Origin of the sequence: Vibrio aquaticus (genome assembly GCF_003970385.1) — a bacterium.
Lineage (GTDB): Bacteria > Pseudomonadota > Gammaproteobacteria > Enterobacterales > Vibrionaceae > Vibrio > Vibrio aquaticus.
The window spans coordinates 324,176-351,164 of sequence record NZ_RXZH01000002.1 but is presented as its reverse complement, the minus strand read 5'-3'; the positions used below and the strand labels follow the sequence as shown (position 1 = coordinate 351,164).

The window sequence follows — 26,989 nt, the reverse complement described above, 5'->3', positions numbered from 1 at the left end:
GTTCCTGTTCCCAAAGGTCTGTCGACCCTAACACCTTACTAAAGGCACATGATGAATAACGATAAACGCCCTCTATATATCCAATATGCAGGCCCGGCTCTTCTGAGTACTCCGCTTCTAAATAAAGGCAGTGCTTTTACTGCCTCTGAACGCAGCTCATTTAACCTAGAAGGTCTGCTACCAGAAAACACTGAAACTATTCAGGAACAAGTAGAACGTGCCTACCAACAATATCGCAACTTTGAAAGCGATATGGATAAGCACATTTACCTACGCAACATTCAAGACACGAACGAGACGCTTTTCTACCGTCTAGTTCAAAACCACATTTCAGAGATGATGCCGATCATCTACACGCCAACCGTTGGCGCTGCATGTGAAAACTTCTCTAACATCTACCGCCGTGGCCGTGGCCTATTCGTTTCTTACGCTAACCGTGACCGCATTGATGACATTCTTAACAATGCATCAAACCACAACGTTAAAGTCATCGTTGTAACCGATGGTGAGCGTATTCTTGGTCTGGGTGACCAAGGTATCGGTGGTATGGGTATTCCAATTGGTAAGCTTGCTCTTTACACCGCTTGTGGTGGTATCAGCCCAGCTTACACGCTACCTATCGTACTTGATGTGGGTACAAACAATCCGCAACGTCTTGCTGACCCAATGTACATGGGCTGGCGTCATCCTCGTATTACTGGCGCTGAGTACGATGCGTTTGTAGAAGAGTTCATGCAAGCGGTTCAGCGCCGTTGGCCTGATGCGCTAATCCAATTCGAAGATTTCGCGCAAAAGAACGCAATGCCGCTACTTGAGCGCTACAAAGACCGCGTATGTTGTTTTAACGATGATATTCAAGGTACAGCAGCCGTTACTGTGGGTTCACTGCTTGCGGCATGTCAGGCAGCGGGCAGCAAACTTTCAGAGCAACGTGTGACCTTCTTAGGTGCGGGTTCTGCAGGTTGTGGTATCGCTGAAGCGATCATTGCTCAAATGGTATCTGAAGGTATTTCTGACGAGAAAGCGCGCTCACAAGTCTTCATGGTTGACCGTTGGGGTCTGCTACAAGAAGGCATGCCTAACCTATTAGACTTCCAGCAACGTTTGGTGCAAAAGCACAAAAATACGGCCAAGTGGGAATCAGAAGGTAACGGCTACTCACTGTTTGATGTGATGCGTAACGCCAAGCCGACTGTCTTGGTGGGTGTATCGGGAGCTCCAGGTCTGTTTAGTGAAGAAGTGATCAAAGAGATGCACAAGCACTGTGATCGTCCGATTGTTTTCCCACTATCAAACCCAACAAGCCGCGTGGAAGCAACACCAAACGACATTATTCGTTGGACAAACGGTGAAGCACTTGTTGCAACGGGCAGCCCATTTGACCCAGTGGTTCACGATGGTAAAACTTACCCTATCGCTCAGTGTAACAACAGCTATATCTTCCCTGGTATTGGTCTAGGTGTACTGGCTGTTCAAGCGAAACGCGTAACTGACGAAATGCTAATGGAATCAAGCCGAGCGCTAGCAACTTGTTCACCGCTGGCTATCAACGGCCAAGGTGCACTACTTCCACCACTAGAAGCGATTCACTCTGTTTCTAAGAAGATTGCATTTGCTGTTGCTAAGAAAGCCATTGAGCAAGGTGTGGCGCTAGAAATCACGGATGAAGCGTTAGAGGAAGCAATTGATGCATCATTCTGGCAGCCGGTTTACCGCAAGTACAAACGTACAGCCTTCTAAGCCATATAAATGAGACATCAAGCCCAACGAGCAATCGTTGGGCTTTTTTTGTGGCTCCTCACCCAAACAGCCTTTGTGGTATGCTCTTTTCAGCAGAAATAATGAATGAAAAACGATGGAATACTTGAACCTACTGGGCCGCTATCTCGTCCCATACCTAAACGAAATATCGACCGCACTCATCGCTTGTGCTCTTGTTGTTGCGGGCGGTGAAATCAATGCACTATTGAGAAAAGTGTTAAGGCCTTACAACTTTGTGATCCGAACCTTTGCTTTCATATTGATTAATGCGTTTGGTTACGGCTTAATCATTGTAAAAGCAACACCTTACCTATCTCGGACACTGCGAACTCTTGAAACTGGCATCATGTTTTCTAGTGTAGTTCTGTTTTTTGTATGTATCGGTTTATGGGCTCAAAGGAATAGACAAATCTAGTGCGTAGATTATTTCACCGCAAACAAAGCTCCTTTTTAGGTTTCACATTATTGAAGCGAGCATTGGTTGCTTTACCTGTTCTTGCCATCATTTTGGCTGCCACACTGTTTGTTATTGATCGGTGGGTTTCGTTTCAGGCTCAAGACCGCCTTTACACTAACATCGAGCAAGTCGATAACTTCGACGTTGCCGTTGTATTAGGGACCAGTAAATACCTAGGCAAGATCCTCAACGAATACTATAGCCATCGTATGGGGGCTGCGATTGAACTTTATGATGAAGGTAAAGTGGAGCACTTTCTGTTAAGTGGAGACAACGCCCACCGCTCATACAATGAACCTTGGACGATGAAAAGAGACCTACTGAACGCAGAGGTGCCGGAAGAAAAGATATTTTTAGATTATGCCGGGTTTCGAACACTCGATTCCGTTGTTCGAGCGAAAGAAATCTTTGATACCGATAACTTTCTGATTATCACTCAGAAATTTCACTGTGAACGCGCACTCTTCATTGCGAATTCTCACAACATCAATGCGCGATGTTTTGCCGTTCCCGGCCCTTCCCGTCACTCAGGGTTAAAGGTGCGCGTCAGAGAAGTGTTTGCCCGAGCTAAAGCGGTATTGGACATTTACATCACTCATACCAAGCCTAAATTTCTTGGTCCTAAAGAGCCGATCCTTACCTCTAGCCAAGCCACTTTAGTTGGGGAAAAGGTACTTGAAGAAAATGCAGTTGAAGAAAGCGCACTTGAAGAACCGGAACGCAACGCACCAATTAGTGACTAACCACCACGCGGTTCCTTCCTTGTCGCTTAGCCTTATAGAGTGCTTCATCTGCGCGAGTTAGCATCTCATTCACGCGCTCATCACCTAACGACGCAACGCCAATACTGGTGGTTAACGGATCACCATGAACCCAAATGTGTGACTCAACTCGTCGGCGAACCTGCTCTGCTAGTTGACTGATTTCTTCAATGTCACGACCCGGGCAGAAAACGACAAACTCTTCCCCACCCCAACGAACTAAACGCTCACTTGAGCTGAGTGTGCTCAACACAACCATAGTGAACTCGCGTAGAATATCGTCACCCATAGAGTGACCATAGAGATCGTTGACTGACTTAAAGTGGTCGATGTCGAGATAAAGGACGGAAAGCCGCTTACCGGTCGAATCTGCATACGCTGAATCAAGCCATTCCCTAATCGAGTGCCGATTCATTGCTCCGGTTAGCGCATCACGGTTTGCCAACTCTGCGAAATGGATGTTTTGCTCTTTCAGTTCTTTATTTAGACGGCTCAAGTGATCTTGACGAAAATGAGAACGAAGAATCAGATTATGGCTGCGGCGGATCTCCACGACGCTATAAACAAGCGCCATACAAACCCAAAATGTCAGAAGACTAAACGCCAGGTTCTCAGCTGAAATGTAGTGCCCAACCAATTCAATGCTATTGATGGTCATCTTAAATTCGCCTTGAGAATGACCAGAGCCCGTGGCCAATTCAAGAAGAGTGATGTTGGTATATTCTGGGGCTGAGTGTTGAATAGGAATCTGATTGTCGGATAACCACCATGTTAATACTTGGAGGTTAGCAATAGGAATGTCGATGTCGCCATTGCCGACACCTGGGGAATACTCCAATCCATTGTATTTCAGTGTGTATTCATTGTCTGGCTTTGAATAAGCCGCGTTATAGTTACGCATGTAAAAACGTAGGCTCGCCGATCGTTCTGAATCTAACTCATCAAAATCGATATTAAGACGAACCGTGTGGAAACTCGAAAAGTCTATCCCTTTGTAGATCTTATCGGTCAATTGAATAGAAACGCCACAATATGGCCAAGCATAGTCTGGAGTTTTGCTCAGTTCACAAGACAACGTGGCTTGTTCGCCTTTGTACGCTAGCTCAGATGTTGACGATCCCCCTTGAACTTGGTCATTGGTCGCTAAAAAGCGAAAGTGCTCTGGGGAGATACGATAGACGAGGCTACCACCGTGTAACCAATACAGTTGCACGATAAGTATAGTGATGATCACTAATCCAAAGATAACCTTATGAATGACTTTCAAGACCGCTTCCTAGAGAACAATAAAACAACTTACAGAACAGGTGACCAATAAATAATACAACGTTAGTTCAATTTTATCTCTTTTTAATAAGCAATTACTCACTAAAAATTTGATTCGCGTCATAAAATTTCTTTCATCTCATCAATCTTAGTTCATATAGCCAAATCTAGGATTCCTATGCCACCGTCGGTAACGACTAGACATCACGCTTGCCCCCTTTATTTGTTATACTGCAAAAAATCGCCACTCAATGTAGGCGAGTATAATAATCAATAGAATAAGAGCACTGTCATGTCTTTAATTGCTAAAGGTACGCTAAGTAAAATGCGTGCCTCTCTAGAAGGTACCGTTCAGTATCGCTTACCCGTGGGTGAGGAACTGGTTGATCTCTCGCCGTTTATAGGCCAATCACTCACACTGACTCATACTGGTAACATTTTTTGTAGTTCTTGCGGCAAGAAGACCAAAAAGAGCTACTCTCAAGGTCACTGTTTTGTCTGTATGAGAAAGCTAGCAAGTTGCGATATGTGCATCATGAAGCCAGAGACTTGCCATTATGAACAAGGGACTTGTAGAGAACCTCAGTGGGGTGAAGAAAACTGTATGGTTGACCACTTTGTCTACCTATCAAACACCTCAAGCTTGAAAGTAGGTATCACTCGTCACACCCAGATCCCAACTCGTTGGATCGATCAAGGTGCGACTCAAGGTCTGCCAATCTTTAAGGTTAAGACTCGCCATATTTCAGGTCTCATCGAAGTTGAGCTTGCTAAACACATCGCTGATAAAACCAACTGGCGTACTTTGCTGAAAGGTGATGGCGAGCCAATGCCATTGGAAGAACGTTTTGCAGAGTTGTTGCCACTGGTAGAAGATAAAATCGCAGAGATTAAGCAACAATATGGCGATGATGCTATCGAGATCTTAAGTGAGCAAATCACCCCAATCAGCTACCCTGTCCAGCAGCACCCTACCAAGATTACGTCACACAATTTTGATAAAAACCCTGAGGTAACCGGCACGCTTCAAGGCATTAAAGGTCAGTACATGATCTTTGATACCGGTGTGATCAATATCCGTAAGTTTACATCTTACGAAGTAGAAGTTTCAGCATAATGAGAAAGACCTCCAGTTTGGAGGTCTTTTTCTATCCATTGACGATAAGTTTGAGCTCATCAATAAATGTATCGACTTCTTCAAGCGTGTTGTAATGCATAAAGCCAACTCGCACCACACCACCACTCTCTTGCAAACCAAGCTGTCGAACCAAGCCTAACGCGTAGAAATGACCATTCCAAACGCAGATGTTTCGTTTTCCAAGTTCAGACGCGACATACTCAGGCGCATGATTGACAAACGTTAAGGCGAACGTGGGTGTTCTGAGTTCTGAACTGGACTCATGACTGCCCCACAACTTAACTCCCTCAACTTCATTCAAACGAGCAAGAAAACGCTCACTGATCGCCGACTCATGCTGATTGAACTGCTTGAACGATTCGACCAAGCGATCTCGAAGTGGTGCTCCCGTTGTACCCCATTGAGCAAGATACTTAACAGCGGCAATCACCCCAGCTAAACCTTCGAAACTCTGTGTCCCTGTCTCAAAACGGCCCGGGCCAACATCTGTTGCAGGCTCAACTTTGTAAGGTTGTAAAGTTTGCAGCCACTTCGGAACGACATAAGCAATGCCAACATGAGGGCCAAAGAATTTGTAGGCAGAACACGCCAAGAAATCGCAACCTAATGCTTGTACATCAACCAGATGGTGCGGCGCGTAGTGCACAGCATCGACATAAACCATGGCCCCCACTTTATGCGCCGCATCGACCACCTTCTTAACATCCACAATCGACCCTGTGGTGTTTGAAGCAAACGTCAGTGCCACTAACGTCGTGTTTTCATTAATTAGCGAGATTAAGTGCTCAACATCCAGGCCGTAGTTTTGCTCTTCTACTTTCGCGTGATGAACAACAACACCTTTATCATCGGCCGCTTGTTGCCAACTAGAAACGTTCGAATAGTGGTCAAGTGCCGTTACTATGACTTCATCGCCTTGTTGCCAATTTCGGCTGATTGCTCTACTTAGCTGAAAGGTTAACGAGGTCATATTGGCGCCAAAGACAATGTTGTCACTGGATGGTGCATTAACGAGTGCCTGTGCATGCTCTCTCGCCTGCTTCATCAAATTCGTCGTGTGCTGACTTGAAAAATAGTGCCCACCCAAGTTGGAATTGAAGTAGCCAAGGTACGCTTGCATTGAATCCAACACTGACTGTGGCACTTGCGAGCCACCAGGCCCATCAAGAAACATCACCGGAAGGTCATTATGTGTTTGGCTAAGTGCACTAAACTGAGAACGAGATAAGTTAGGATTGAAGCTCATGCTTTGCGCCCTTTGCTGTAAGTACGAATACATCCATGTGGCCGGCCTGACCATCAATCACTGAACGGATAGGTTGAGCGTTGTGCCAAAGCTTGTCATCCGCCAACATCGCCACTTCACCGTTCAGCAGTGTTTTTCTAAAGAAAGGCGCTTCATTGAAGCTGTTGTAAAGCATGATGTCGCCACCTTCAATGTTGTGACGCCCCATACCAACTAAAGCAATATGTTCAAAGCCATCTTGGTGCACCCCTTCTGGTGCAACCTGAGTTTCATCATAAATCGCAGAGATTCGAATCTGGTGAATTTCGATCTCATGACCATCTTTTAAGTGATTCGATGCAGTAAACAACGAGCACATCTCACGCATCCCTTCACTTTCGATAATCAACTCTTCAATACCTTCAAATTGGCGAACCACATTACCTTGAAAACGGTTGATATCATCCGTTTGCATAAACTCATTCTTGTTCAAATCGATAACTTGTCCGTCCTTCATAGAAACCACGGAATAACGTCTTAGACGGTACTGACCATCAGCATGTTCCGTGTTCGGTAAGTGCATGAATGAAGGGGCAAGTTGAGCAATGGCGGCTTCACTCAACTGAGTCAATTGTAGGGTTGTTTCGCGCTGATGTAGCATCATCATCTCCTTAATGAGGTACATGCAATTTATTGTGTTTAACATCTTGTTTACAACCATTATTTGCGCACTTATATCGACCAATCAACTTTTTTTAGTATTTCAATCCGACATTTAGACAAATACAGAACTTACAACCAGAAAAATCAAATAAATCAGTCAGTATCTCCAGTTTAAAAACTTACAATTGCAGAAAAATAGAACACTTCACTAGGGCTTTTATAAATCAGCTTAATTTCAGAGACTTACAAGGTAATTTAGCCTCCACCCGGAAACGTTTGCGTTCTAATCTATAACCAATTATTACAACCTCTTGGCTTGCTAACTCTTTAAAAGCCCCCATATATTCCATACAATCTTCATACATAAATGATAAAGCGTCACCGCTAATGGAGCACAAATGAGCGACGTAAAACACAGTAACCTTCTTATCTTAGGTTCAGGCCCAGCTGGCTATACCGCTGCGGTGTATGCTGCACGTGCAAACCTTAACCCAGTTCTTGTAACGGGTATGCAGCAAGGTGGTCAGCTAACGACAACAACTGAAGTTGAAAACTGGCCTGGCGATGCAGAAGGCCTGACAGGCCCTGCGCTAATGGAACGAATGAAAGAGCATGCTGAGCGTTTCGAGACAGAGATCCTTTTCGATCACATTAACGAAGTTGATTTCAGCCAACGTCCATTCCGCCTTAAAGGTGATAGCAGTGAATACACTTGCGACGCTTTGATCATCTCTACCGGTGCATCAGCCAAATACCTAGGCCTTGAATCTGAAGAAGCATTCAAAGGTCGTGGTGTTTCAGCTTGTGCAACGTGTGACGGTTTCTTCTACCGTAACCAAAAAGTGGCGGTTGTCGGCGGTGGTAACACAGCGGTTGAAGAAGCACTTTACCTGTCTAACATCGCGTCTGAAGTTCATTTGATTCACCGTCGTGACACATTCCGCGCAGAAAAGATCCTCGTTAAGCGCCTAATGGATAAAGTCGAGAATGGCAACATTGTTCTGCACACCGATCGTACACTTGAAGAAGTGGTAGGTGACGACATGGGTGTAACGGGCGTTCGTATTAAAGATACGCAGTCTGATTCAATCGAGCAGATCGACGTGATGGGCGCTTTCATTGCCATTGGTCACCAACCAAACACAGCGATGTTTGAAGGCCAACTTGAAATGAAAGATGGTTACATCATCGTTAGATCGGGCCTTGAAGGTAACGCGACTCAAACAAGCATCCCTGGTATTTTCGCTGCGGGTGACGTTATGGATCATAACTACCGTCAAGCGATCACTTCAGCCGGTACAGGTTGTATGGCTGCCCTTGATGCAGAACGTTACCTTGATGCTCTTGCTGATAACAAATAACGCGATTAATACACTAAAAGTAAATAATATTTTTCACTTTTAGCTCAAATCCTTAAAGCCCTGCGGTATTCCCGCGGGGCTTTCTTTTGTATAATGCGCGCTTCTATTTCGTAATAATAATTCTCATTAAGCCTTCACGATGGATAAAAAGAAACAACGCAGCTTGAATCTATGGCTCAAGCAGCAGAGTAAGCTCGCCAAGCGCTGGCTTATGATTGCTGTGGGTTTGGGCGTACTCTCTAGCGCCTTCCTGCTAGTTCAAGCCGCTTTACTTGCGACGATCTTGCATCAATTGATTATTGAGCACGTAGATAAATACGAACTTGTCCCTTACTTCTTTGCTTTAGGCGGCACTATTGCCGTTCGCGCGTTATGCTCTTGGGGACGTGAAATCGCAGGTTACCGATGCGGTGAACAAATCCGCGTTTACATTCGCCAACTGATTTTAGATAAATTGCGCGAATTGGGCCCTGCTTACATCAAAGGAAAACCTGCAGGAGCTTGGGCAACCCTACTGCTAGAGCAAGTGGAAGATATGCATGACTTCTTTGCTCGTTACCTGCCGCAAATGTCACTCTCTGTTCTTGTGCCATTCGTGATTCTGATTGTCGTATTCCCAGTAAACTGGGCTGCGGGTCTTATCTTCCTGATTACTGCCCCACTTGTGCCACTCTTTATGGCATTGGTTGGCATGAAGGCCGCTGACGCAAACCGAAAGAACTTCAAAGCTTTGCAACGCCTATCGGGTCATTTCTATGATCGCCTTCAATCCATGACTACCATTCGACTGTTTGACCGCACCAAAGCAGAAACTGAAGTGATGCATGGTGCATCGGAAGTCTTCCGTACTCGCACGATGGATGTGCTGAAAATCGCTTTCCTATCCTCTGCGGTTTTGGAATTTTTCACCTCTATCTCTATCGCATTAACGGCCGTTTATTTTGGCTTCGCATTTATCGGGGAACTGAACTTCGGTGATTACGGAGCCGGCGTCACTTTGTTTGCCGGTCTGTTTATCTTGATCCTTGCTCCAGAGTTTTACCAACCACTGCGTGACTTAGGCACCTTCTACCACGCGAAACAACAAGCGGTTGGCGCAGCGGAAAGCATCGTTGAATTTATTGAAACCGATGTTGAACAAGTACGATCTGGTGACAAAACTCTACAAGACGGCCAATCTATTACCATTGCAGCCAACAATCTTGAGGTGTATTCGCCAGAAGGTAAGAAGCTACTTGGTCCTGTGAGCTTTGTACTCAATGCCGAGCAATCCACCGCGTTAGTCGGCCCTAGCGGCGCAGGTAAAACGAGCTTAATTAATGCCATTCTTGGTTTCTTGCCTTACCAAGGTTCACTGACCATCAATAGTATCGAGCGCAGTGAATTAGACCTTGCTAACTGGCGTGAAAAAATCAGCTGGGTTGGTCAAAACCCGCTACTTCTGCATGGTTCAATACGCGACAACATCACGCTTGGTAAAAACAATGTTGATGAAGCGACCATCCAGAATGCTCTTGAGAACTCCTTTTCTGCCGAATTTGTCAATCAACATGGCCTAGACTATCTCGTCTCAGATCGTTCTGGCGGTTTATCGGTCGGTCAGGCTCAACGTTTGGCATTGGCTCGCGCCATGATCCAAGGTGGCCAGTTCTGGTTATTGGATGAACCAACCGCAAGCTTAGACGCGCGCAGTGAAAAACTGGTTATGCAAGGTTTAGAAACTCAGGTGGCAGGAAAATCTTCCCTAATGGTCACCCACCAACTTACCCCATTGAAAAACGTAGACCAAATTCTCGTTATGCAAGATGGTCAAATTGTTCAATCAGGACACTACGACCATCTAGCCGCTGAAGACGGACTGTTCCAATCAATGCTTCAAGCGAACCAAGCACTAAACCAAACGAACAAGGGGAACTTAGATGCGTGATTTACTTCCCTATCTAAAACTGTATAAGAAGCACTGGTTTGGCTTATCACTCGGGATGCTTCTTTCCTTTGCAACCGTGGCTGCTTCTATCGGCTTGTTGACACTGTCAGGTTGGTTCTTATCCGCCGCTGCGGTTGCCGGTTTAACCATTGCCCGTGAAACCTTTAACTATATGTTACCGGGTGCTTTCGTTCGCGGCTTTGCGATGGGTAGAACAGCCGGTCGTTGGGGTGAGCGTGTAGTCAGCCACAACGCAACATTTAAGCTGTTGACTGACCTGCGTGTTTTCTTCTTCTCTAAGCTAGCACCCCTTATTCCTGGTCGAGTCTCAAACTTGCGTGATGCCGATCTCCTCAACCGATTAGTCGCTGATATCGACGCAATGGATCACGTCTATCTGCGATTAGTGAGCCCGATGGTTGTTGGGACGCTAGCAATTTTGGGCCTGACTGCACTGATTTGTTGGTTTGATCAAACACTCGGCCTAACATTGGGTGCCATCCTGATGACACTCGTCATTACATGGCCAGTGCTGTTCTACAAACTGGGTAAACGCAATGGTACAGAGTTAACTCAAAACAAGGCCGAGCTGCGTATTACTACGTTAGATTGGCTGCAAGGCTACAGCGAGCTCACCTTGTTTGGTGCTGAGGAGCGTTACCGCAACGCCATTTTAGACGCTCAACACAAGCTATTGCGCAACCAATCATTCAATGCGCACTTCTCAGGTCTAGCTCAAGCGCTCTTAATGTTGGCGAACGGCTGGACGGTAGTACTAATGCTTTGGCTTGCTGCTGACGGCGTAGGTGGTAATACGCCAGATCCAAGAATCGCATTGGTTGCCTTTGCGACCATGGCAAGTGTTGAGTTGCTCATGCCTATTGCCGGTGCATTCCAACACCTTGGTCAAACGCTTACGTCTGCTCGCCGTTTGAATGACATTATTTTGTCTGAGCCTGATGTTCAGTTCCCAGAAGAAACCATCGCACACAACGGTGAATACTCTATCAAGTACAATGCAGTGTCATTCCACTACCCTGACAGCGATGCCCAAGTGCTAACTGACGTAGAACTGGAGATTCCAGCCAAACACCGAGTAGCGATTGTTGGCCAAACGGGTTCAGGTAAATCAACATTAATCCAGTTGCTCAACCGCTATTGGGACGTCAATGCAGGTTCAATAGAAATTGCCGGTAAACCAATCCAGCAATGGAGCGAGAGTCAACTCAGACAAGCGATCAGTGTAGTGAGCCAACGTGTCGACATCTTGAATGGTTCACTGCGTGACAACCTTCTAATGGCCAAACCACAAGCAGACGATTTGGAACTGGCTGAGGTTCTTGAAAAGGTTGGCCTGTCTAAGCTTTTAGAAGACACCGCCCTCGATACTTGGTTGGGTGACGGTGGTCGTCAGCTGTCAGGTGGTGAAAAGCGTCGTGTAGGCATTGCTCGTGCCCTACTGCATAATGCGCCAATTTTGTTGCTTGATGAACCCACTGAAGGGTTAGATAAGCAGACAGAACAGCAAATTATGCAGCTGTTCGAACAACACTTCGAAGACAAAACCGTGGTATTCATTACCCACCGCTTAGTCGACCTCGATAAGATGGACGCTATCTGTCTGATTGAACAAGGTCAAATTGTCGAGTACGGCAATCACCAAGACTTACTAGCGCAACAAGGTCGTTACTACACGCTAAACCAGACGCTTTAGTTGTTCTAGAAGCTATTGACCTAGGCATATATTAAGCTAGACATATAGCATTTAAAGGCCCAGATGACTTCTCGTTATTCTGGGTCTTTTTGTATAGTTAAGGGGACGTGGCTTGTCAGGTGATATTTTGAATTCCTCCGCGAAGAACCCAAAGAGCGCAGTGCCCTGCCCTTGTATTCGTCATTGCTGCTTAGACCAAGAGGATATCTGTCTAGGCTGCTTCCGTTCGCTTGAGGAGATACTTAACTGGTCTCAATCTACCGATAGCGAGAAACGCAAAGTATTACGACTCTGTGAGCAAAGAAGAGCAGCCAAGAAATTTTGAATCTGTAGTAATTTTGATGAAATAGTAATTTTGATGAAATAGTAAAAAAGCAGCCGAGTTGGCTGCTTTTTAAGATTTTGCGATAAGCGATTAAGCTGTCTAATTAACGCTGCTTGTTACGTGCGTTTGGTTTGCCTGCGCTCTTCTTTGGTTTACGGCGAGCAGGGTTGTTACTGCGGCCACCACCCGTGTTTACGCGCTCTTCGTGACGCTTAACGGCGCGACGAATTTTCTGGCTACGAGAACGCTCACGCTTACGTGAAGAGTTTGCTTTGTTCTCGTCTAGCAAGGTTTCTTTCTCTGGACGAAGTTCTACTAACTCACGTAGGTAGTTTACTTCTTTCAGATCCAGTTCCATCCAACCACCACGTGGCAGTTTTTTATCTAGATAAATATCACCATAACGAACACGTTTTAGGCGGCTTACTGTCGTCTCTTGAGATTCCCAAAGACGACGAACTTCACGGTTACGACCTTCGTTGATGGCTACGTAGAAAGTATGGTTCATACCTTCACCGCCCGCGTACACAACGTCTTCGAAACGTGCCATGCCATCTTCTAGTTCAACACCACGAACTAGGTTCTTCACCTTCTGCTCTGTCACGTCGCCAAATACGCGCACTAAGTATTCACGCTCAACTTGACGGCTTGGGTGCATTAGACGGTTAGCTAGCTCACCATCTGTTGTGAATAGTAGAAGACCCGATGTGTTCGCATCAAGACGACCTACAGAGATCCAGCGAGAACCACGGATTTTAGGTAGACGGTCAAATACAGTTCGGCGACCTTCAGGGTCATGACGAGTACACAATTCACCTTCCGGCTTGTAGTACGCAAGAACTCGACAAACCACCTCTTCCTGAGCTTTCGCAGAAACAGTATGACCATCGATACGCACAACGGCGTTTTCATCTTCTAGTCGTTCACCAAGCTTAGCTACAACACCGTTCACACTCACGCGACCCGCTTTAATCAAAGCTTCAAGTTCGCGACGAGAGCCATGACCAGCTCGAGCTAATACTTTCTGTAATTTTTCGTTCATTTATCTACCTATGTGTCGTCTTCTCAGACGTCGAATAAACAATTGCGACCCAAAATCGCGGCCGCATATTATCGCAAAAACTGTGGAGGAAATCACTAACTTTCGATTACTCAAAAGGTGCTGGATCGCCTGAGCCGATACGTACAACTTTCGCTTCTTCGTCACTAAAATCGATAACGGTGGTTGGCTGCTCACCTAAATAACCGCCATTGAGAATACAGTCGACAGCATGTTCCAGTTTGTCACGGATATCTTCTGGGTCAGACTCAGTCACATCATTACCCGGCAAGATAAGCGACGTCGACATCAGAGGTTCACCCAGAGCATCCAATAGATCCAGCGCAATGCGGTTGTCTGGAACACGGATACCAATCGTCTTACGCTTCGAGTTCATTAAACGACGTGGGACTTCTTTGGTGCCTTTGAAGATAAAGGTGTAAGGCCCTGGTGTGTTGTTTTTCAATAGTCGGAAAGCAACATTATCAACACGAGCGTAAAGCGACAGCTCTGATAAATCGCGGCAAAGCAGAGTAAAGTTGTGCTTATCGTCAAGACGACGGATCTGACAAATGCGCTCTAATGCTTGTTTGTTCTCAAGCTGACAACCCAATGCGTAACCTGAATCTGTTGGGTAAACCACTACCCCGCCATTGCGTATGATTGCTACAGCTTGATTGATCAAGCGAGCCTGAGGGTTTTCTGGATGTACGTAAAAAAACTGGCTCATTGTAATTCCTCATTATCGAGTCTCACGACTCTATAGTTAATTGGTATCAATGGAATCTGCTTTAGAAGGCTCGATACCCCAATCTTTCCATACCGGTTCAACGCCCGATGGTAACCAAAGATTTCGTCCAAGTTCCATCCACGGAGATGGGTAGTGAAAGTCACTGCCTTGAGAGGCTAATAGTTTGTATTGTATAGCATAATCCGCCAAGTTGCGCCTTTCTTGTTGCGCTTGTTGGGGTTGCGCGACTTCCATTGCATCGCCGCCAGCCTCAACAAAGGCAGTAAGTAGGCGTTTTACCCACTTCGCAGTGAGATCGTAGCGACCAGGATGGGCTAATACTGCTTGACCACCAGCCGCATGAATCGCCTCAACGGCGTCTTTCATTGAACACCACGTGGGTGGAACATAACCTGGATTATTACGCGTAAGAAACTTTTTGAATACTTGCTGCATGGTTTTCGCATAGCCGTTATCAACCAACCATTTAGCAAAGTGCGCACGAGTCACAGGGGCATCACCGGCTATCTCTTTTACCTCTTCAAGTACGCCCTCTCTTGTCGCCTTTTCTAAGCGTTCGGCTATCAGCTCTGCGCGCGATACTCGATGGCTTTTCTGTTGCTCAATCAAACTCATAAGCTCATTGGACTCAGGGTCAATATTCAAGCCAACAATATGAATATCTTTATTTTGCCAAACCGTTGAGATCTCAATGCCATTGATGAGTTTTATTGGCAGTTCATTGTCATTAATGTATTGATGAGCCAAATGCAGACCATCCACCGTATCATGATCAGTAATGGCTAAAACATCGAGGTTAAAGCTTAAGGCTCTATCGATCAGTTCATTCGGAGGTAATCGTCCATCAGAGGCGGTTGTGTGGCTGTGTAAATCAATTCTCATAATTTTGTATTTTTAGTTGACTTTTTACCTCTGCACTAGTTAACTAGTACACAAATACGAAGTACCTGAATTAAGGCCCTCTATGTTACAAGACATTAACCAAAAGCAAAAAGTAAAAGTTAACGCTGATACGCTTAATCAAAGCTCAGCGGAACTTGCTTGGTGGCGCACTTGGACTAGTTCATGGTGGGCTAACGTGTACTTCTAATTTATAGATTTTACGTATACCAAGCCCGCTACGATAGCGGGCTTTTTGTTTTGTAGCCGGCCTCACATCTAAGTGCTTAAACAATCGTCATTTTTGACCAAATCTTAATTGGGTGAACGTTTGCTTTATGCGACTATGTACGGCAGGAAGAAAAAATTATTTGAGAAAAGGAGGTCTTGTGAACAAGGCCATTAATATTCAAAATTTAGGCGAGCTTGAGCTGATTCGCACCACGGCACCCTATGCTCAAGATCCAACGCAGCTTTTCCATACTTTATGTGAAAACAAAACAGACAGCCTATTGTTAGAGTCTGCAGAGATCGATTCAAAACAAGACTTACAAAGTCTATTGATTGTTGACTCCGCGGTGAGAATCGTCTGCTTTGGTCACAAGGTCACGATGACCGCTCTTACTCAAAACGGTAAGAACCTGCTTTCTCATTTAACTCATAATATCAACGAAAACATCACCCATTCTTTTGATGGTGACGAACTGGTTCTCGAGTACACCTCACCGTGTGACACGCTAGACGAAGACTCTCGTTTACGTGAAGCATCGTCTTTCGATGCTCTGCGTTTAGTGCAGCACAGCTTCAATATCGAAGGCTTACATAAACATGCTATTTTCATTGGTGGCCTTTTTGCCTACGACCTAGTCGCAAACTTTGAGCCTTTAGGTCATGCTGAAGCATCAAATCAATGCCCTGACTACGTTTTTTATGTCGCTGAAACGTTACTGGTTGTCGATCATCAAAAGCGCAGTTGTGACCTACAAGCAGCCCTATTTGCAACAGACAGCGAAAAGCCACAGCTAGAAGCTCGTTTAGAGGAGATTCGCAGCGCATGTAGCAATCTCAAACAGCTACCGAATGCAACAGAAGTGGCTGATACTACTGCGGTTCCAAGTGTGTCTGATGACGATTTCTGTCAAACGGTGCGTGACCTTAAAGAGTACGTTGTAAAAGGCGATGTTTTCCAAGTAGTTCCATCTCGCCGCTTTACCCTACCTTGCCCTTCTCCACTGGCTGCATACAAAGAGCTTAAGCAATCAAATCCAAGCCCTTACATGTTCTACATGCAAGATGAGCTGTTTACTCTGTTTGGCGCGTCCCCAGAAAGTGCACTTAAGTACGCGACGGAAACCAATCAAGTTGAAATCTACCCGATCGCTGGGACACGCCGCCGTGGCAAACGTCCAAATGGTGAAATTGATTTTGATTTGGATAGCCGCATTGAATTAGAGCTGCGCACCGATAGCAAAGAAAACGCCGAGCACATGATGCTGGTTGACCTTGCCCGTAACGATGTTGCGCGCATTTCTGAAGCAGGCACTCGCCACGTTGCTGACCTACTGAAAGTTGACCGCTACAGCCACGTGATGCACCTTGTTTCTCGTGTTGTCGGCCAACTTAGAAATGACCTAGATGCGCTGCATGCTTATCAAGCTTGTATGAACATGGGCACGCTTACTGGCGCACCTAAAATTCGTGCGATGCAACTGATTCGTGATGTCGAAGGCGCACGTCGTGGCAGTTACGGTGGTGCCGTGGGTTACTTAACCGGTGAAGGTACGCTGGATAGCTGTATCGTTATTCGCTCTGCCTATGTCGAGAATGGCATTGCGCAAGTTCAAGCAGGGGCTGGTGTTGTGTTCGACTCTGACCCTCAAGCAGAAGCGGATGAAACACGCGGTAAAGCGCAAGCGGTTATCTCTGCGATTCAAGCAGCTCACAAATCTAATAAAGCGTAGGTGATCAAGATGGCTAACATTATTTTCATCGATAACTTCGATTCATTTACCTACAACCTTGTTGACCAGTTTCGTTCACTGGGCCACGAGGTAACGATCTACCGTAACAACATCTCGGCTGACGTTATTGAGTCAGCGGTCTCTGAATTGCTCAACCCTGTCGTGTTGCTTTCTCCGGGCCCAGGCGCACCGTCAGAAGCGGGCTCTATGCCAGAGATCATTCAGCGCCTGAAAGGCAAAGTACCAATGATTGGTATTTGTCTTGGCCACCAAGCGATTGTCGAAGCGTACGGCGGTAAAGTAGCCGGTGCAGGTGAAATCATTCACGGTAAAGTGTCGATGATGGCCCACCAAAACCACCCAACTTATGCTGATTTGCCGTCGCCATTAGCGATTGCTCGTTACCATTCTTTGGTAGCGACCGAAGTATCCAGCGATCTTACTGTAACGGCTGAGGTTGATGGTTTGGTCATGTCTGTAGTACAAGAACAAGACAAGGTATGTGGATTCCAATTTCACCCAGAATCCATCATGACTACTTACGGTGCAACGCTACTCGCCAATGCCATTGAGTGGGCTCTAGAGAATAACGACAAATAAGGATTAAACGTCATGGAACAGATTATTAATAAGCTTTACGAACAACAGTCACTCACTCAAGAAGAGAGCCAACAGCTATTTGACGTCATCATTCGCGGTGAGCTAGATCCGATTCTTATGGCATCAGCATTAACAGCGTTAAAAATCAAAGGTGAAACGCCAGATGAGATTGCCGGTGCGGCGAAAGCGCTGCTTGCCAATGCAAATCCATTCCCTCGTCCAGACTATGACTTTGCCGATATCGTCGGTACAGGCGGTGATGGTCATAACACCATTAACATCTCGACGACCGCTGCGTTCGTAGCGGCGGCGTGTGGCCTAAAAGTGGCGAAACACGGTAACCGTAGCGTATCAAGCAAGTCTGGCAGCTCTGACTTACTGGACTCATTTGGTATTAACTTAGCGATGAGCGCAGAAGATACTCGTACAGCCGTTGACGAAATCGGTGTGGCTTTCTTATTTGCGCCACAATATCACGGTGGTGTTCGCCATGCGATGCCAGTGCGTCAAACCATGAAAACTCGCACTATCTTCAATATCTTAGGTCCTCTTATTAACCCTGCTCGTCCAAACATCGAATTAATGGGCGTTTATTCTCAAGAGCTTGTCCGCCCTATCGCTGAAACCATGCTACAAATGGGCATGAAGCGAGCAGCGGTTGTTCATGGTAGCGGCCTTGACGAGGTAGCGATTCACGGTGAAACAACAGTAGCTGAAATCAAAGATAGCGAAATCGTTGAGTACACACTGACTCCTGCCGATTTCGGGTTAGATGCTCACCCACTTGAAGCAATAAAAGGCGGCGATCCGGAAGAGAACAAAGCGATCATCACCAATATGCTGACAGGCAAAGGGACAGACGCGCAACTTGGTGCTGTAGCAGCGAACGTTGCTCTGTTGATGCATCTGTTCGGTCACGAAGACCTTAAGGCGAATACCCAACAAGCCATTGACGCTATGAACTCTGGTAAGGCTTACGAGCTTGTCAAACAACTTGCGGCTCACGCATAACCAAGAGCAAAAGGACACAACATGACTCAGGTTAAAAACAAGCTATCCGAACACGTTTCAGTTAAAGAAGCGCAAATGGCCGAAGTATTAGCGAAGATCGTTAAAGATAAATACCAATGGGTAGCTGAGCGCAAAGAAAGTCAGCCTCTGGAAACATTCCAAGAAGCACTGACGCCATCGGATCGCAGCTTCTATGATGCATTGAGCCAAACTCAAACTGTGTTTATCACAGAATGTAAAAAGGCATCGCCATCAAAGGGGCTAATTCGTGAAGAGTTCGACTTGGATTACATTGCTTCTGTTTATAACGACCATGCCAATGCGATTTCTGTACTAACAGACGAGAAATATTTCCAAGGTAATTTTGAGTTCTTACCTCAAGTACGTAAGCAAGCGAATCAGCCGATTCTGTGTAAAGACTTCATGGTCGATAGCTACCAAGTCTATCTCGCTCGCCACTACAGTGCGGATGCGATTCTATTGATGCTTTCGGTACTGAATGACGAAGAATATGCAGAACTTTCTGAAGTTGCCCATACCCTGAATATGGGTGTGCTAACGGAAGTCAGCAATGAAGAAGAACTTCACCGCGCTGTGAAACTCGGTGCTAAGGTCATCGGCATTAACAACCGTAACCTACGCGACCTATCCACTGACCTAGATCGTACCAAAGAGCTAGCACCAACCATTCGTGAGCTTGCACCAGACGCAATCATCATCTCTGAGTCAGGGATTTACACTCACCAACAAGTGCGTGATCTTGCGAATTTCGCTGACGGCTTCCTGATTGGCAGCTCGTTAATGGCGGAGGAAAACCTAGAGCTTGCAGTTCGCAAAGTGACATTAGGTGAGAATAAGGTGTGTGGCCTAACCCACCCAGATGACGCTGCTAAAGCGTATCAAGCAGGGGCTATTTTTGGTGGTCTGATTTTTGTTGAGCAATCAAAGCGTTTTGTTGATGAGGAAACCGCTCGTCTAACCATGAGCGGCGCACCACTCAACTTCGTTGGTGTATTCCAAAATCACCCAATCGAGCTTATTGCCGAGCGAGTTCATAACCTGGGCTTAAAAGCGGTTCAGCTACACGGTAACGAAGATCAAGCGTTTGTTGATTCACTCAAACCACTACTACCAAGCAATGTGGAGATTTGGAAAGCATACGGCGTGACCGACCAAGTACCAAGCTTGATTGAGCAACACGTTGACCGCCACTTACTCGATACCAAAGTAGGCACGCAAACAGGCGGCACTGGCCTTGTGTTTGATTGGTCGCTGATCAGCCAACCAGAACGAGTCATGCTAGCCGGTGGTATTACCCCATTCAATGCACAGCTCGCTTCGCAACAAGGCTGTTTAGGTCTCGATTTAAATTCTGGTGTAGAGCACTCTCCAGGCAAAAAAGACCAAGAGAAATTGCAGCAAGCGTTCGCCGCTATCCGAGATTACTAAGAATACGAATTTTAGAGTCGCACAGCGCCTCATACTGAATTAAAGGAATAACATCATGGCAAAACTAGATGCCTACTTTGGCGAATACGGTGGTCAATACGTACCACAAATTCTTGTCCCTGCACTTGAGCAACTTGAGCAAGCATTCATTGATGCACAAGAAGACCCAGAATTTCGTAGCGAGTTTATGACTCTGCTACAAGAATACGCTGGTCGTCCTACTGCTCTTACGCTGACTCGTAACCTAACCAAAGGCACAAAAACAAAACTGTACCTAAAGCGTGAAGATCTGCTGCACGGTGGCGCACACAAGACTAACCAAGTATTAGGTCAGGCTTTACTTGCAAAACGTATGGGTAAAGAAGAGATCATCGCAGAAACTGGCGCAGGTCAACACGGCGTTGCAACCGCACTTGCGTGTGCTCTACTTGGTCTTAAATGTCGCGTCTACATGGGAGCAAAAGACGTTGAGCGCCAAAGCCCGAACGTATTTCGTATGAAGCTAATGGGCGCGGAAGTTATTCCTGTTCATTCTGGTTCTGCAACACTGAAAGACGCGTGTAACGAAGCTCTGCGTGACTGGTCTGCAAGTTATGAAGATGCGCACTACCTATTAGGTACTGCGGCTGGCCCTCACCCGTTCCCAACCATCGTTCGTGACTTCCAACGTATGATCGGTGAAGAAACTAAGAACCAAATCCTAGCTCGCGAAGGTCGACTACCCGATGCCGTTATCGCCTGTGTTGGCGGTGGTTCTAACGCAATTGGTATGTTTGCAGACTTTATAGAAGAAGAGAGCGTGCGCCTTATCGGTGTAGAGCCAGCAGGTAAAGGTATTGATACTGACCAACATGGCGCACCACTTAAGCATGGTAAAACGGGCATCTTCTTTGGTATGAAAGCACCATTGATGCAAGATGAAAACGGTCAGGTTGAAGAGTCCTACTCTGTATCTGCAGGGTTAGACTTCCCATCAGTCGGCCCTCAACACGCTCATCTTAACGCCATTGGCCGTGCTGAATACGACAACGTAACGGATGATGAAGCATTAGATGCGTTCCAAGAGCTCGCTCGTAGTGAGGGGATCATTCCTGCTCTTGAGTCTTCTCACGCACTTGCACATGCTCTACGTATGGCTCGCGAGAATCCAGAGAAAGAACAGCTACTGGTCGTTAACCTTTCTGGTCGCGGCGATAAAGACATCTTCACTGTACATGACATTCTGCAACAAAAAGGAGCGATCTAATGAACCGTTATGAAAAGCTATTTACGAGCCTAAACGATAAAGATCAAGGTGCTTTCGTTCCATTCGTAACAGTTTGCGATCCGAATCCTGAGCAGTCTCTTAAGATCATGGAAACATTGGTTGAAGCTGGCGCTGACGCCCTAGAGCTTGGTATTCCTTTCTCTGATCCACTCGCTGACGGCCCAACGATTCAAGGGGCGAACATCCGCGCATTAGATTCAGGCGCAACTCCTGATATCTGCTTTGACCTGATCGGCCAAATTCGAGCTAAGTACCCAGACCTACCTATTGGTCTATTGATGTATGCGAACCTTGTTTACTCACGCGGCATTGATAACTTCTACGAACGCTGCGCAAAGGCCGGTATCGATTCAGTGCTAATCGCTGACGTACCAACCAACGAGAGTGCTGAATTTGTCGCAGCGGCAACAAAGCATGGTATTGAACCTATCTTTATTGCGCCGCCAACCGCATCCGACGAAACGTTAACTCAGGTAGCAGAACTTGGTGGCGGTTACACATACCTACTTTCTCGTGCTGGCGTAACAGGTGCTGAAACTAAAGCCAACATGCCGGTAAGCACCCTACTTGAGCGTCTCAACCAATTTAATGCTCCACCTGCGTTGCTTGGTTTTGGTATCTCTGAGCCAGAGCAAGTGAAACAAGCAATCGATGCTGGTGCAGCGGGTGCCATCTCGGGCTCTGCCGTGGTCAAAATCATTGAGAACAATCTAGATCAGCCAGACAACATGTTACAGCAGCTCGCAGATTTTGTTTCATCTATGAAGGCTGCAACACAGAAGTAGCGTGTTAGCCATCTAAACCTCTATGAGATCGATTTCTTAACAACATGAGAAATCGATCTTTTTTTTAACATCACGCCACTATCTCCATTCTTTTTAAAACAGCCGTTTTATAAATCCCGCACAGTAAACTCATCATTAAATTCAATGGCAAACGTTTGCTTTTGGTCAAAAAGTTATCAGACGTCAATAAATTTGCGTATTTCATTGTGGTTGATAGTGAACACATATTGCTAATTGTAAAAATAACGTGTAAAAAGCGAGACGAAATTATTAACCACTCTACGGCTTTGCGTTAGATGGTAATTCTGGATTTTTAAATTTTATTAGCACAGAGGTTATGGAAGTGTTAAAAGAAAAGAGTTTGCTAAGCAATATTGGTGTGCAAGTTGTCATCGCCATGATTATTGGTACTGCCGTTGGTGCCTTCATGGGCGAGAGCGCAACTATGTTCGCTCCTCTAGGCGCGATCTTCATCAACCTAATTAAAATGCTGGTTATCCCATTAGTCGCCGTGGCACTGATTTCTGGTGCTGCTGGTCTTGGTAATAGCCAATCAGCAGGTAAAGTTGGTGTCGTGACTTTAGGTTACTTCGGCCTAACGTCTGCACTAGCGGTAGCACTAGCCCTAGTTATGGGTGAGGTATTCAAGCCTGGCATGGGCATCGACCTATCTGGCGTTGAGGGCATGTTCTCAGCTGAATACGCTTCAAAAGGTGAACTTCCAAGTTTCTGGGCGACCATCACTGGTATGATCCCAACCAACGTTTTCCAATCACTGAATGAAGCAAACATCCTACAGATCCTAGTATTCTGTCTATTCTTCGGCATCGCAATTTCTAAGCAAGCAAAAGAAAAGCGTGACCCGATCATCAATGGCGTCAATGCTATCGTTGATGCAATGGTATGGATGATCAACAAAGTAATGATCATTGCACCACTAGGCGTATTTGGTCTGATGGCTGAAGCAGTGGGTACGTTTGGTTTTGGCGCACTAATGGTTGTGTTCAAACTATTCGTTGTTTACGTTGCTGCGATTCTTATCTTCGGTTTTGTTGCTTACCCTCTAATGGTGCATATCTTCACTAAGACTTCTGCGAAGAAGTTCCTAGTGGCAATGAAGAAGCCTCAAGCGGTTGCTCTATCAACAGCATCATCTATGGCGACGCTACCTGTAACGCTAGACACGGTTGAACACGAGCTAGGTGTTAAGAACTCTACGGCATCGTTCGTTCTTCCTCTAGGTGCAACTATCAACATGAGCGGTAACGCAATCTACTACGGTTTGGTTGCTATCTTCTTTGCTCAGCTATTCAACGTTGACCTAGGCATGGGCGCTTACGTAGCGATCATTGTAACCTCTACGCTAGGTGCTGTAGGTCAAGCAGGTGTTCCTGGTCCTTCATTCCTAGTCGTTGCAGTACTTCTAGCAGCGGGTATTCCAATCGAAGGTCTACCACTACTGTTCGCTCTTGACCGTATCTTCGACATGATTCGTACAGCACTAAACATCACTGGTGATGCTGCGTGTGCGGTTATCGTTGACTCGCTAATCGAAGACGAAGCAAAGGAAGCTGAGCTACAAAAACAACAAGCTTAAGTTCTCTTTGTTTTAGATAGACAAAAGCCACTCAATCGAGTGGCTTTTTTAATGATTGGAAACCGCAATCTACACACTCAAAAAATAGCTTAGGTAAGCCGTTTCCTTTTTATAGCCTAATGATTCATAAAGGTTTTGAGCGATAACGTTATCATGGGCCGTTTCAAGACTTAGCCCATTCGCGCCAGTGTCAATCGCATGTTGGCTAGCGGCATTCATTAATGTTCGACCTACGCCACCCGAACGGCCACTCTCGGTCACAAACAAGTCGTTTAAAATCCAACTACGCTGAGCCGACACAGATGAAAAGGTCGGATAAAGCTGAGTAAAACCCACGGCTTCCCCGTCAGCATTTACAGCTAAAAAGACCACGGATTCTTCGTTACAAAGTCTTTCGTTGATGTAGTGATGAGCGAGTTTGAGGTCACTCTCTTGACCGTAAAAAACTCGATACTGGTTGAATAGATCAGCAACTAAGTCCAGTTGCTCGACGGTGGCTCTGATGATGTTAGTAGTCAATGGTGTTCTCACATTCCCTGTTTCGAATGCTTTAGATAGTGTCAATCTACTCAATAGTTATCAACGCTCGATACCAAGTTTACAAGGCATGTCTCAAAGCTAAGTCTTTGATCTTCATATTGCCCACGCAATCAGATGGAGCGCTACCACACTGGCCGTTAGGTTTCTTCTCATTGTTGGGTAACCTTGCTCATTGTCGGCTGAAGAATCGTTGTAGATTCTGCGCTCACAAAACCAAAGTGCACCAAACCCTAGCGCTAACAGACCAATCACTAAGTGGGTACTTTGACTGCTTTGTAGCAATAGCCCCCAAACAAGCAAAGCAAACACATTGCTAATGATAAGTGCCATTTTGTTGGGCACTGTCTGCGCTTCATTACTTTGATTGTCTGTTATACCCCTTCCCCACAGCACTCCAGACAAGAAGCTCAAAATAATCACGCTGTATGAGACAAATATTTGGCTACCTGATAGTCCCCAAAAAGACACATTTGTCACCATCATTGCCACACCTGCGATAAACGGAATTAGCCCCAAATAGCCCAACTTAAGCATCACTTTTTTACTGGTATCCATATCCGTTTCCTTCGCTATAGCTGCTGCTCAATCACGCGGCGTAGTTTGGTGTCCATTGGATTGGTAGAGCTAGGAAAGGTCGCAACTACATCACCATTCTTATTGACCAAGAACTTATAGAAATTCCATCTCGGTTCAACTCCGGCTTGATCACTGATTTTCTCAAACACTGGGTTGGCATCGCTGCCCTTAACGCTCGAACGCGCCATCATCGGGAAGGTGACACCGTAATCTAAGTAACAGACTTTGGCGGTTTGCTCCTCGGAACCTTTGTCTTGGCGAAAGTCGTTACTCGGAAAGCCAACGACGACAAAGTTCTGGTCTTTATACTGTTGGTAGAGCTTTTCTAGGTCATCAAATTGGGAAGTGAAACCACATTGGCTCGCTGTGTTAACGACAAGCAGAGTTTGCCCTTTGAACTCATCACAAAGGTTGACGGTATCTGTTGAGTTTAATAGCCGTTGCTCACCTTTAAGGATCTCTGGACATTGAGACGCGAATGCAGAAGAAGCGGTGATAGTAATAAACAAACTTAAGAGTGTTAGTGATTTCATGTTTGTAAGCTCGAAAGAGTAAATAATAGCTTCGTACTCAGTCAAGCGACAAAATGATCACATTAGACGTGTAAGTATGGCGTGGCCAACGTATGAATATTAACTTTTGCGCCTAAACGGGCGGCCAACAAATACATCCCCCCGATCTTACGATGTAAAAATAGCGCGTCTGCGGGTGGAGTATGCCAGTAGTCTTGCTCCATGCTTAAAATCGTTCCTGCCTCTCGCAGACGCTGAGCCAACCCACTGGCTCTGAAATCATAATCTTCATCCACCAGCATGGGTTCACAAGCAAGCTTCACTAGGTTAAGAATGGCTTGTCGCTGCTTTGGCAAGATGTCCTGACTGAAAAAGCCGATCTGCTCCAAGGCATCATCCAAGCCCGATTCACTTCCCTGCACTACCGAAGAAAAAGCCTTACGATACCCTTCACTGAATCTGTCGCTGTATTCACGAGTTGCACCAAAATCAAGTAATCCGATTTGCTTGGTTTCTGGGATGTAAAGGTAGTTGGCAAAATTTGGGTCGGTCTGAACCATCTTAAAATCAAACAGCTCTTTGAACATCAACTCAAGCAAGCGATGCATGACAAGGTCGCGTTCAGGTTGAGCTAAGGTTTCTACACTCTCTATCGATATCCCTTCTAAAAAATCCATTGCTAAGACCGAAGACGACGTTATAGAGGTATGAATGTTCGGTACCACAAAGTGAGAGGTATTTTTTAGGGCTTGATGATATCGCTGGGCAAAAGTCGCTTCTCGCTCGTAATCCGCTTCATCATGTAACTGTTTTTTCGCTTCTTCAAGCAGGCTTTTGTAATCCACCGAATCCGGAATTAACCCGACAATGTTGAGTAATGTCCCCACATTATCGACATCACTATTGATACTTTTTCTGATGCCCGGATACTGGACTTTCACTGCGAGTTTTTCGCCATCATCGTTATAGGCTTGATGAACTTGGCCTATCGAAGCACTTGCCACTGGCTTAAAGTTAAACGCAGTAAACTGGAGCTTCCAATCTTCCCCTAGCGCACTTACTAGCACCTGATTGAGCTGCTTTGCTGGTAATGGGTCGGCATCCGAGCGAAGTCTGGCGAGAATGTCTGCCAACTCAGGCTCTAGGACATCCCCCGCATCCATTGACAACATCTGCCCGAGTTTCATCGCAGCACCTCTTAGATGCGCTAACTGCTCAGTTAATCTCGAGATGTTTTTAGGAGTGAGGATCAAATCTTTTGCTTTGGGTTTATTCCCTTGCACCAGTTGCTTTGTCCCTTCACTGATAACGTTGCCTGCCACTTTCGTCGCAAGGCCTGCTAGTTTGCTAAAGCGGGACAATCGATGGGTAGGTAACTCTCTTTCTTTCGTCGACATGAAGTTTCTCTTAGTTAAGCTCATCCA

General features: G+C 45.9%; 26 protein-coding genes and 1 other annotated feature. Of the genes, 16 read left to right on the top strand and 10 right to left on the bottom strand.

Translation table 11 applies throughout. The features are described from left to right. The first annotated feature begins 51 nt into the window (after positions 1-51). From EJ063_RS07475 to EJ063_RS07465, 3 genes are all read left to right on the top strand, one after another. Positions 52-1,740, top strand: coding sequence for an NAD-dependent malic enzyme (locus tag EJ063_RS07475; protein WP_126573953.1), 1,689 nt, complete (start codon positions 52-54; stop codon positions 1,738-1,740). Positions 1,741-1,855: 115 nt separating this feature from the next. Beyond that, positions 1,856-2,176 carry a DUF3392 domain-containing protein gene (locus EJ063_RS07470; RefSeq protein ID WP_126573545.1) on the top strand — a complete coding sequence of 107 codons (321 nt, stop codon included), beginning with the start codon at positions 1,856-1,858 and terminating at the stop codon, positions 2,174-2,176. Continuing rightward, on the top strand, positions 2,176-2,961 hold the full coding sequence (locus tag EJ063_RS07465) for a SanA/YdcF family protein (protein WP_126573543.1): 786 nt from the start codon (positions 2,176-2,178) through the stop codon (positions 2,959-2,961). The genes EJ063_RS07470 and EJ063_RS07465 overlap by 1 nt, the downstream gene beginning before the upstream one ends. Here EJ063_RS07465 and EJ063_RS07460 read toward each other — a convergent pair. Continuing rightward, the gene (locus tag EJ063_RS07460; RefSeq protein ID WP_126573541.1) at positions 2,951-4,246 is read right to left on the bottom strand and encodes a GGDEF domain-containing protein; all 1,296 of its coding nucleotides are present in this window, start codon (positions 4,244-4,246) and stop codon (positions 2,951-2,953) included. The two genes, EJ063_RS07465 and EJ063_RS07460, sit on opposite strands and share 11 nt — an antisense overlap. A 291-nt stretch (positions 4,247-4,537) precedes the next feature. Between EJ063_RS07460 and EJ063_RS07455 the strand changes: the two genes are divergently transcribed. Next, positions 4,538-5,362: a DUF2797 domain-containing protein gene (locus EJ063_RS07455; protein ID WP_126573539.1), complete on the top strand. Its 825-nt coding sequence runs from the start codon at positions 4,538-4,540 to the stop codon at positions 5,360-5,362. A gap of 31 nt (positions 5,363-5,393) precedes the next feature. Here EJ063_RS07455 and EJ063_RS07450 read toward each other — a convergent pair whose 3' ends face one another. Continuing rightward, on the bottom strand, positions 5,394-6,629 hold the full coding sequence (locus EJ063_RS07450) for a cysteine desulfurase-like protein (RefSeq protein ID WP_126573537.1): 1,236 nt from the start codon (positions 6,627-6,629) through the stop codon (positions 5,394-5,396). Continuing rightward, entirely contained in the window at positions 6,613-7,269 is a 657-nt protein-coding gene (locus EJ063_RS07445) for a 2OG-Fe dioxygenase family protein (RefSeq protein WP_167469887.1), read from the bottom strand. Before EJ063_RS07445 ends, EJ063_RS07450 begins: the two co-directional genes overlap by 17 nt. Before the next feature lie 400 nt (positions 7,270-7,669). On the opposite strand from EJ063_RS07445, the gene trxB reads away from it, so the two are divergent. From trxB to EJ063_RS07425, 4 genes are all read left to right on the top strand, one after another. Continuing rightward, on the top strand, positions 7,670-8,632 hold the full coding sequence (gene trxB, locus EJ063_RS07440) for a thioredoxin-disulfide reductase (protein ID WP_126573535.1): 963 nt from the start codon (positions 7,670-7,672) through the stop codon (positions 8,630-8,632). Positions 8,633-8,771: 139 nt separating this feature from the next. Continuing rightward, a complete protein-coding gene (cydD, locus tag EJ063_RS07435; RefSeq protein ID WP_126573533.1) occupies positions 8,772-10,559 on the top strand; it encodes a heme ABC transporter permease/ATP-binding protein CydD in 1,788 nt (595 codons plus the stop codon). Beyond that, entirely contained in the window at positions 10,552-12,273 is a 1,722-nt protein-coding gene (cydC, locus tag EJ063_RS07430) for a heme ABC transporter ATP-binding protein/permease CydC (protein ID WP_126573531.1), read from the top strand. The genes cydD and cydC overlap by 8 nt, the downstream gene beginning before the upstream one ends. A gap of 124 nt (positions 12,274-12,397) precedes the next feature. Next, positions 12,398-12,598 carry a DUF1289 domain-containing protein gene (locus EJ063_RS07425; RefSeq protein WP_439333276.1) on the top strand — a complete coding sequence of 67 codons (201 nt, stop codon included), beginning with the start codon at positions 12,398-12,400 and terminating at the stop codon, positions 12,596-12,598. A gap of 103 nt (positions 12,599-12,701) precedes the next feature. On the opposite strand, the gene rluB is transcribed toward EJ063_RS07425, so the two are convergent. The 3 genes from rluB to rnm all read right to left on the bottom strand — a co-directional run bounded on the left by rluB (position 12,702) and on the right by rnm (position 15,270). Next, on the bottom strand, positions 12,702-13,640 hold the full coding sequence (gene rluB, locus EJ063_RS07420; RefSeq protein WP_126573527.1) for a 23S rRNA pseudouridine(2605) synthase RluB: 939 nt from the start codon (positions 13,638-13,640) through the stop codon (positions 12,702-12,704). A 106-nt stretch (positions 13,641-13,746) separates the two neighbouring features. Beyond that, entirely contained in the window at positions 13,747-14,367 is a 621-nt protein-coding gene (locus tag EJ063_RS07415; protein WP_126573525.1) for an L-threonylcarbamoyladenylate synthase, read from the bottom strand. Between the two features lie 36 nt (positions 14,368-14,403). Further along, positions 14,404-15,270: an RNase RNM gene (gene rnm / locus EJ063_RS07410; protein WP_126573524.1), complete on the bottom strand. Its 867-nt coding sequence runs from the start codon at positions 15,268-15,270 to the stop codon at positions 14,404-14,406. 82 nt (positions 15,271-15,352) lie between these two features. Here rnm and trpL2 point away from each other — a divergent pair, with 82 nt between their 5' ends. The 8 genes from trpL2 to EJ063_RS07370 all read left to right on the top strand — a co-directional run bounded on the left by trpL2 (position 15,353) and on the right by EJ063_RS07370 (position 23,937). Further along, positions 15,353-15,478, top strand: a complete 126-nt coding sequence (gene trpL2 / locus EJ063_RS07405; RefSeq protein WP_126573522.1) for a tryptophan operon leader peptide — start codon at positions 15,353-15,355, stop codon at positions 15,476-15,478. Then, positions 15,425-15,528, top strand: a sequence feature (Trp leader region). (Overlaps the previous gene by 54 nt.) Positions 15,529-15,656: 128 nt before the next feature. Further along, positions 15,657-17,228 (top strand): anthranilate synthase component 1, encoded by a 1,572-nt coding sequence (locus EJ063_RS07400; protein WP_126573520.1) that lies wholly within the window; start codon positions 15,657-15,659, stop codon positions 17,226-17,228. A 9-nt stretch (positions 17,229-17,237) separates the two neighbouring features. Next, positions 17,238-17,828, top strand: a complete 591-nt coding sequence (locus EJ063_RS07395; protein WP_126573518.1) for an aminodeoxychorismate/anthranilate synthase component II — start codon at positions 17,238-17,240, stop codon at positions 17,826-17,828. A 12-nt stretch (positions 17,829-17,840) separates the two neighbouring features. Beyond that, the gene (trpD, locus tag EJ063_RS07390; RefSeq protein WP_126573516.1) at positions 17,841-18,839 is read left to right on the top strand and encodes an anthranilate phosphoribosyltransferase; all 999 of its coding nucleotides are present in this window, start codon (positions 17,841-17,843) and stop codon (positions 18,837-18,839) included. Positions 18,840-18,860: 21 nt separating this feature from the next. Then, positions 18,861-20,288 carry a bifunctional indole-3-glycerol-phosphate synthase TrpC/phosphoribosylanthranilate isomerase TrpF gene (gene trpCF, locus EJ063_RS07385; RefSeq protein ID WP_126573513.1) on the top strand — a complete coding sequence of 476 codons (1,428 nt, stop codon included), beginning with the start codon at positions 18,861-18,863 and terminating at the stop codon, positions 20,286-20,288. A 55-nt stretch (positions 20,289-20,343) separates the two neighbouring features. Beyond that, positions 20,344-21,534, top strand: a complete 1,191-nt coding sequence (trpB, locus tag EJ063_RS07380; RefSeq protein WP_126573511.1) for a tryptophan synthase subunit beta — start codon at positions 20,344-20,346, stop codon at positions 21,532-21,534. Beyond that, positions 21,534-22,340, top strand: coding sequence for a tryptophan synthase subunit alpha (gene trpA, locus EJ063_RS07375; protein ID WP_126573510.1), 807 nt, complete (start codon positions 21,534-21,536; stop codon positions 22,338-22,340). Before trpB ends, trpA begins: the two co-directional genes overlap by 1 nt. A gap of 337 nt (positions 22,341-22,677) precedes the next feature. Continuing rightward, entirely contained in the window at positions 22,678-23,937 is a 1,260-nt protein-coding gene (locus tag EJ063_RS07370; protein ID WP_126573508.1) for a dicarboxylate/amino acid:cation symporter, read from the top strand. 69 nt (positions 23,938-24,006) lie between these two features. Here the strand turns inward: EJ063_RS07370 and EJ063_RS07365 are convergent, their stop codons facing one another. The 4 genes from EJ063_RS07365 to EJ063_RS07350 all read right to left on the bottom strand — a co-directional run bounded on the left by EJ063_RS07365 (position 24,007) and on the right by EJ063_RS07350 (position 26,962). Further along, positions 24,007-24,456, bottom strand: a complete 450-nt coding sequence (locus tag EJ063_RS07365) for a GNAT family N-acetyltransferase (RefSeq protein WP_126573506.1) — start codon at positions 24,454-24,456, stop codon at positions 24,007-24,009. 114 nt (positions 24,457-24,570) lie between these two features. Continuing rightward, entirely contained in the window at positions 24,571-25,032 is a 462-nt protein-coding gene (locus EJ063_RS07360) for a DUF3429 domain-containing protein (protein ID WP_126573504.1), read from the bottom strand. Positions 25,033-25,046: 14 nt separating this feature from the next. Further along, positions 25,047-25,586: a glutathione peroxidase gene (locus EJ063_RS07355; RefSeq protein WP_126573502.1), complete on the bottom strand. Its 540-nt coding sequence runs from the start codon at positions 25,584-25,586 to the stop codon at positions 25,047-25,049. A gap of 62 nt (positions 25,587-25,648) precedes the next feature. Further along, entirely contained in the window at positions 25,649-26,962 is a 1,314-nt protein-coding gene (locus EJ063_RS07350) for an ABC1 kinase family protein (RefSeq protein ID WP_126573500.1), read from the bottom strand. Positions 26,963-26,989 lie beyond the last annotated feature (27 nt).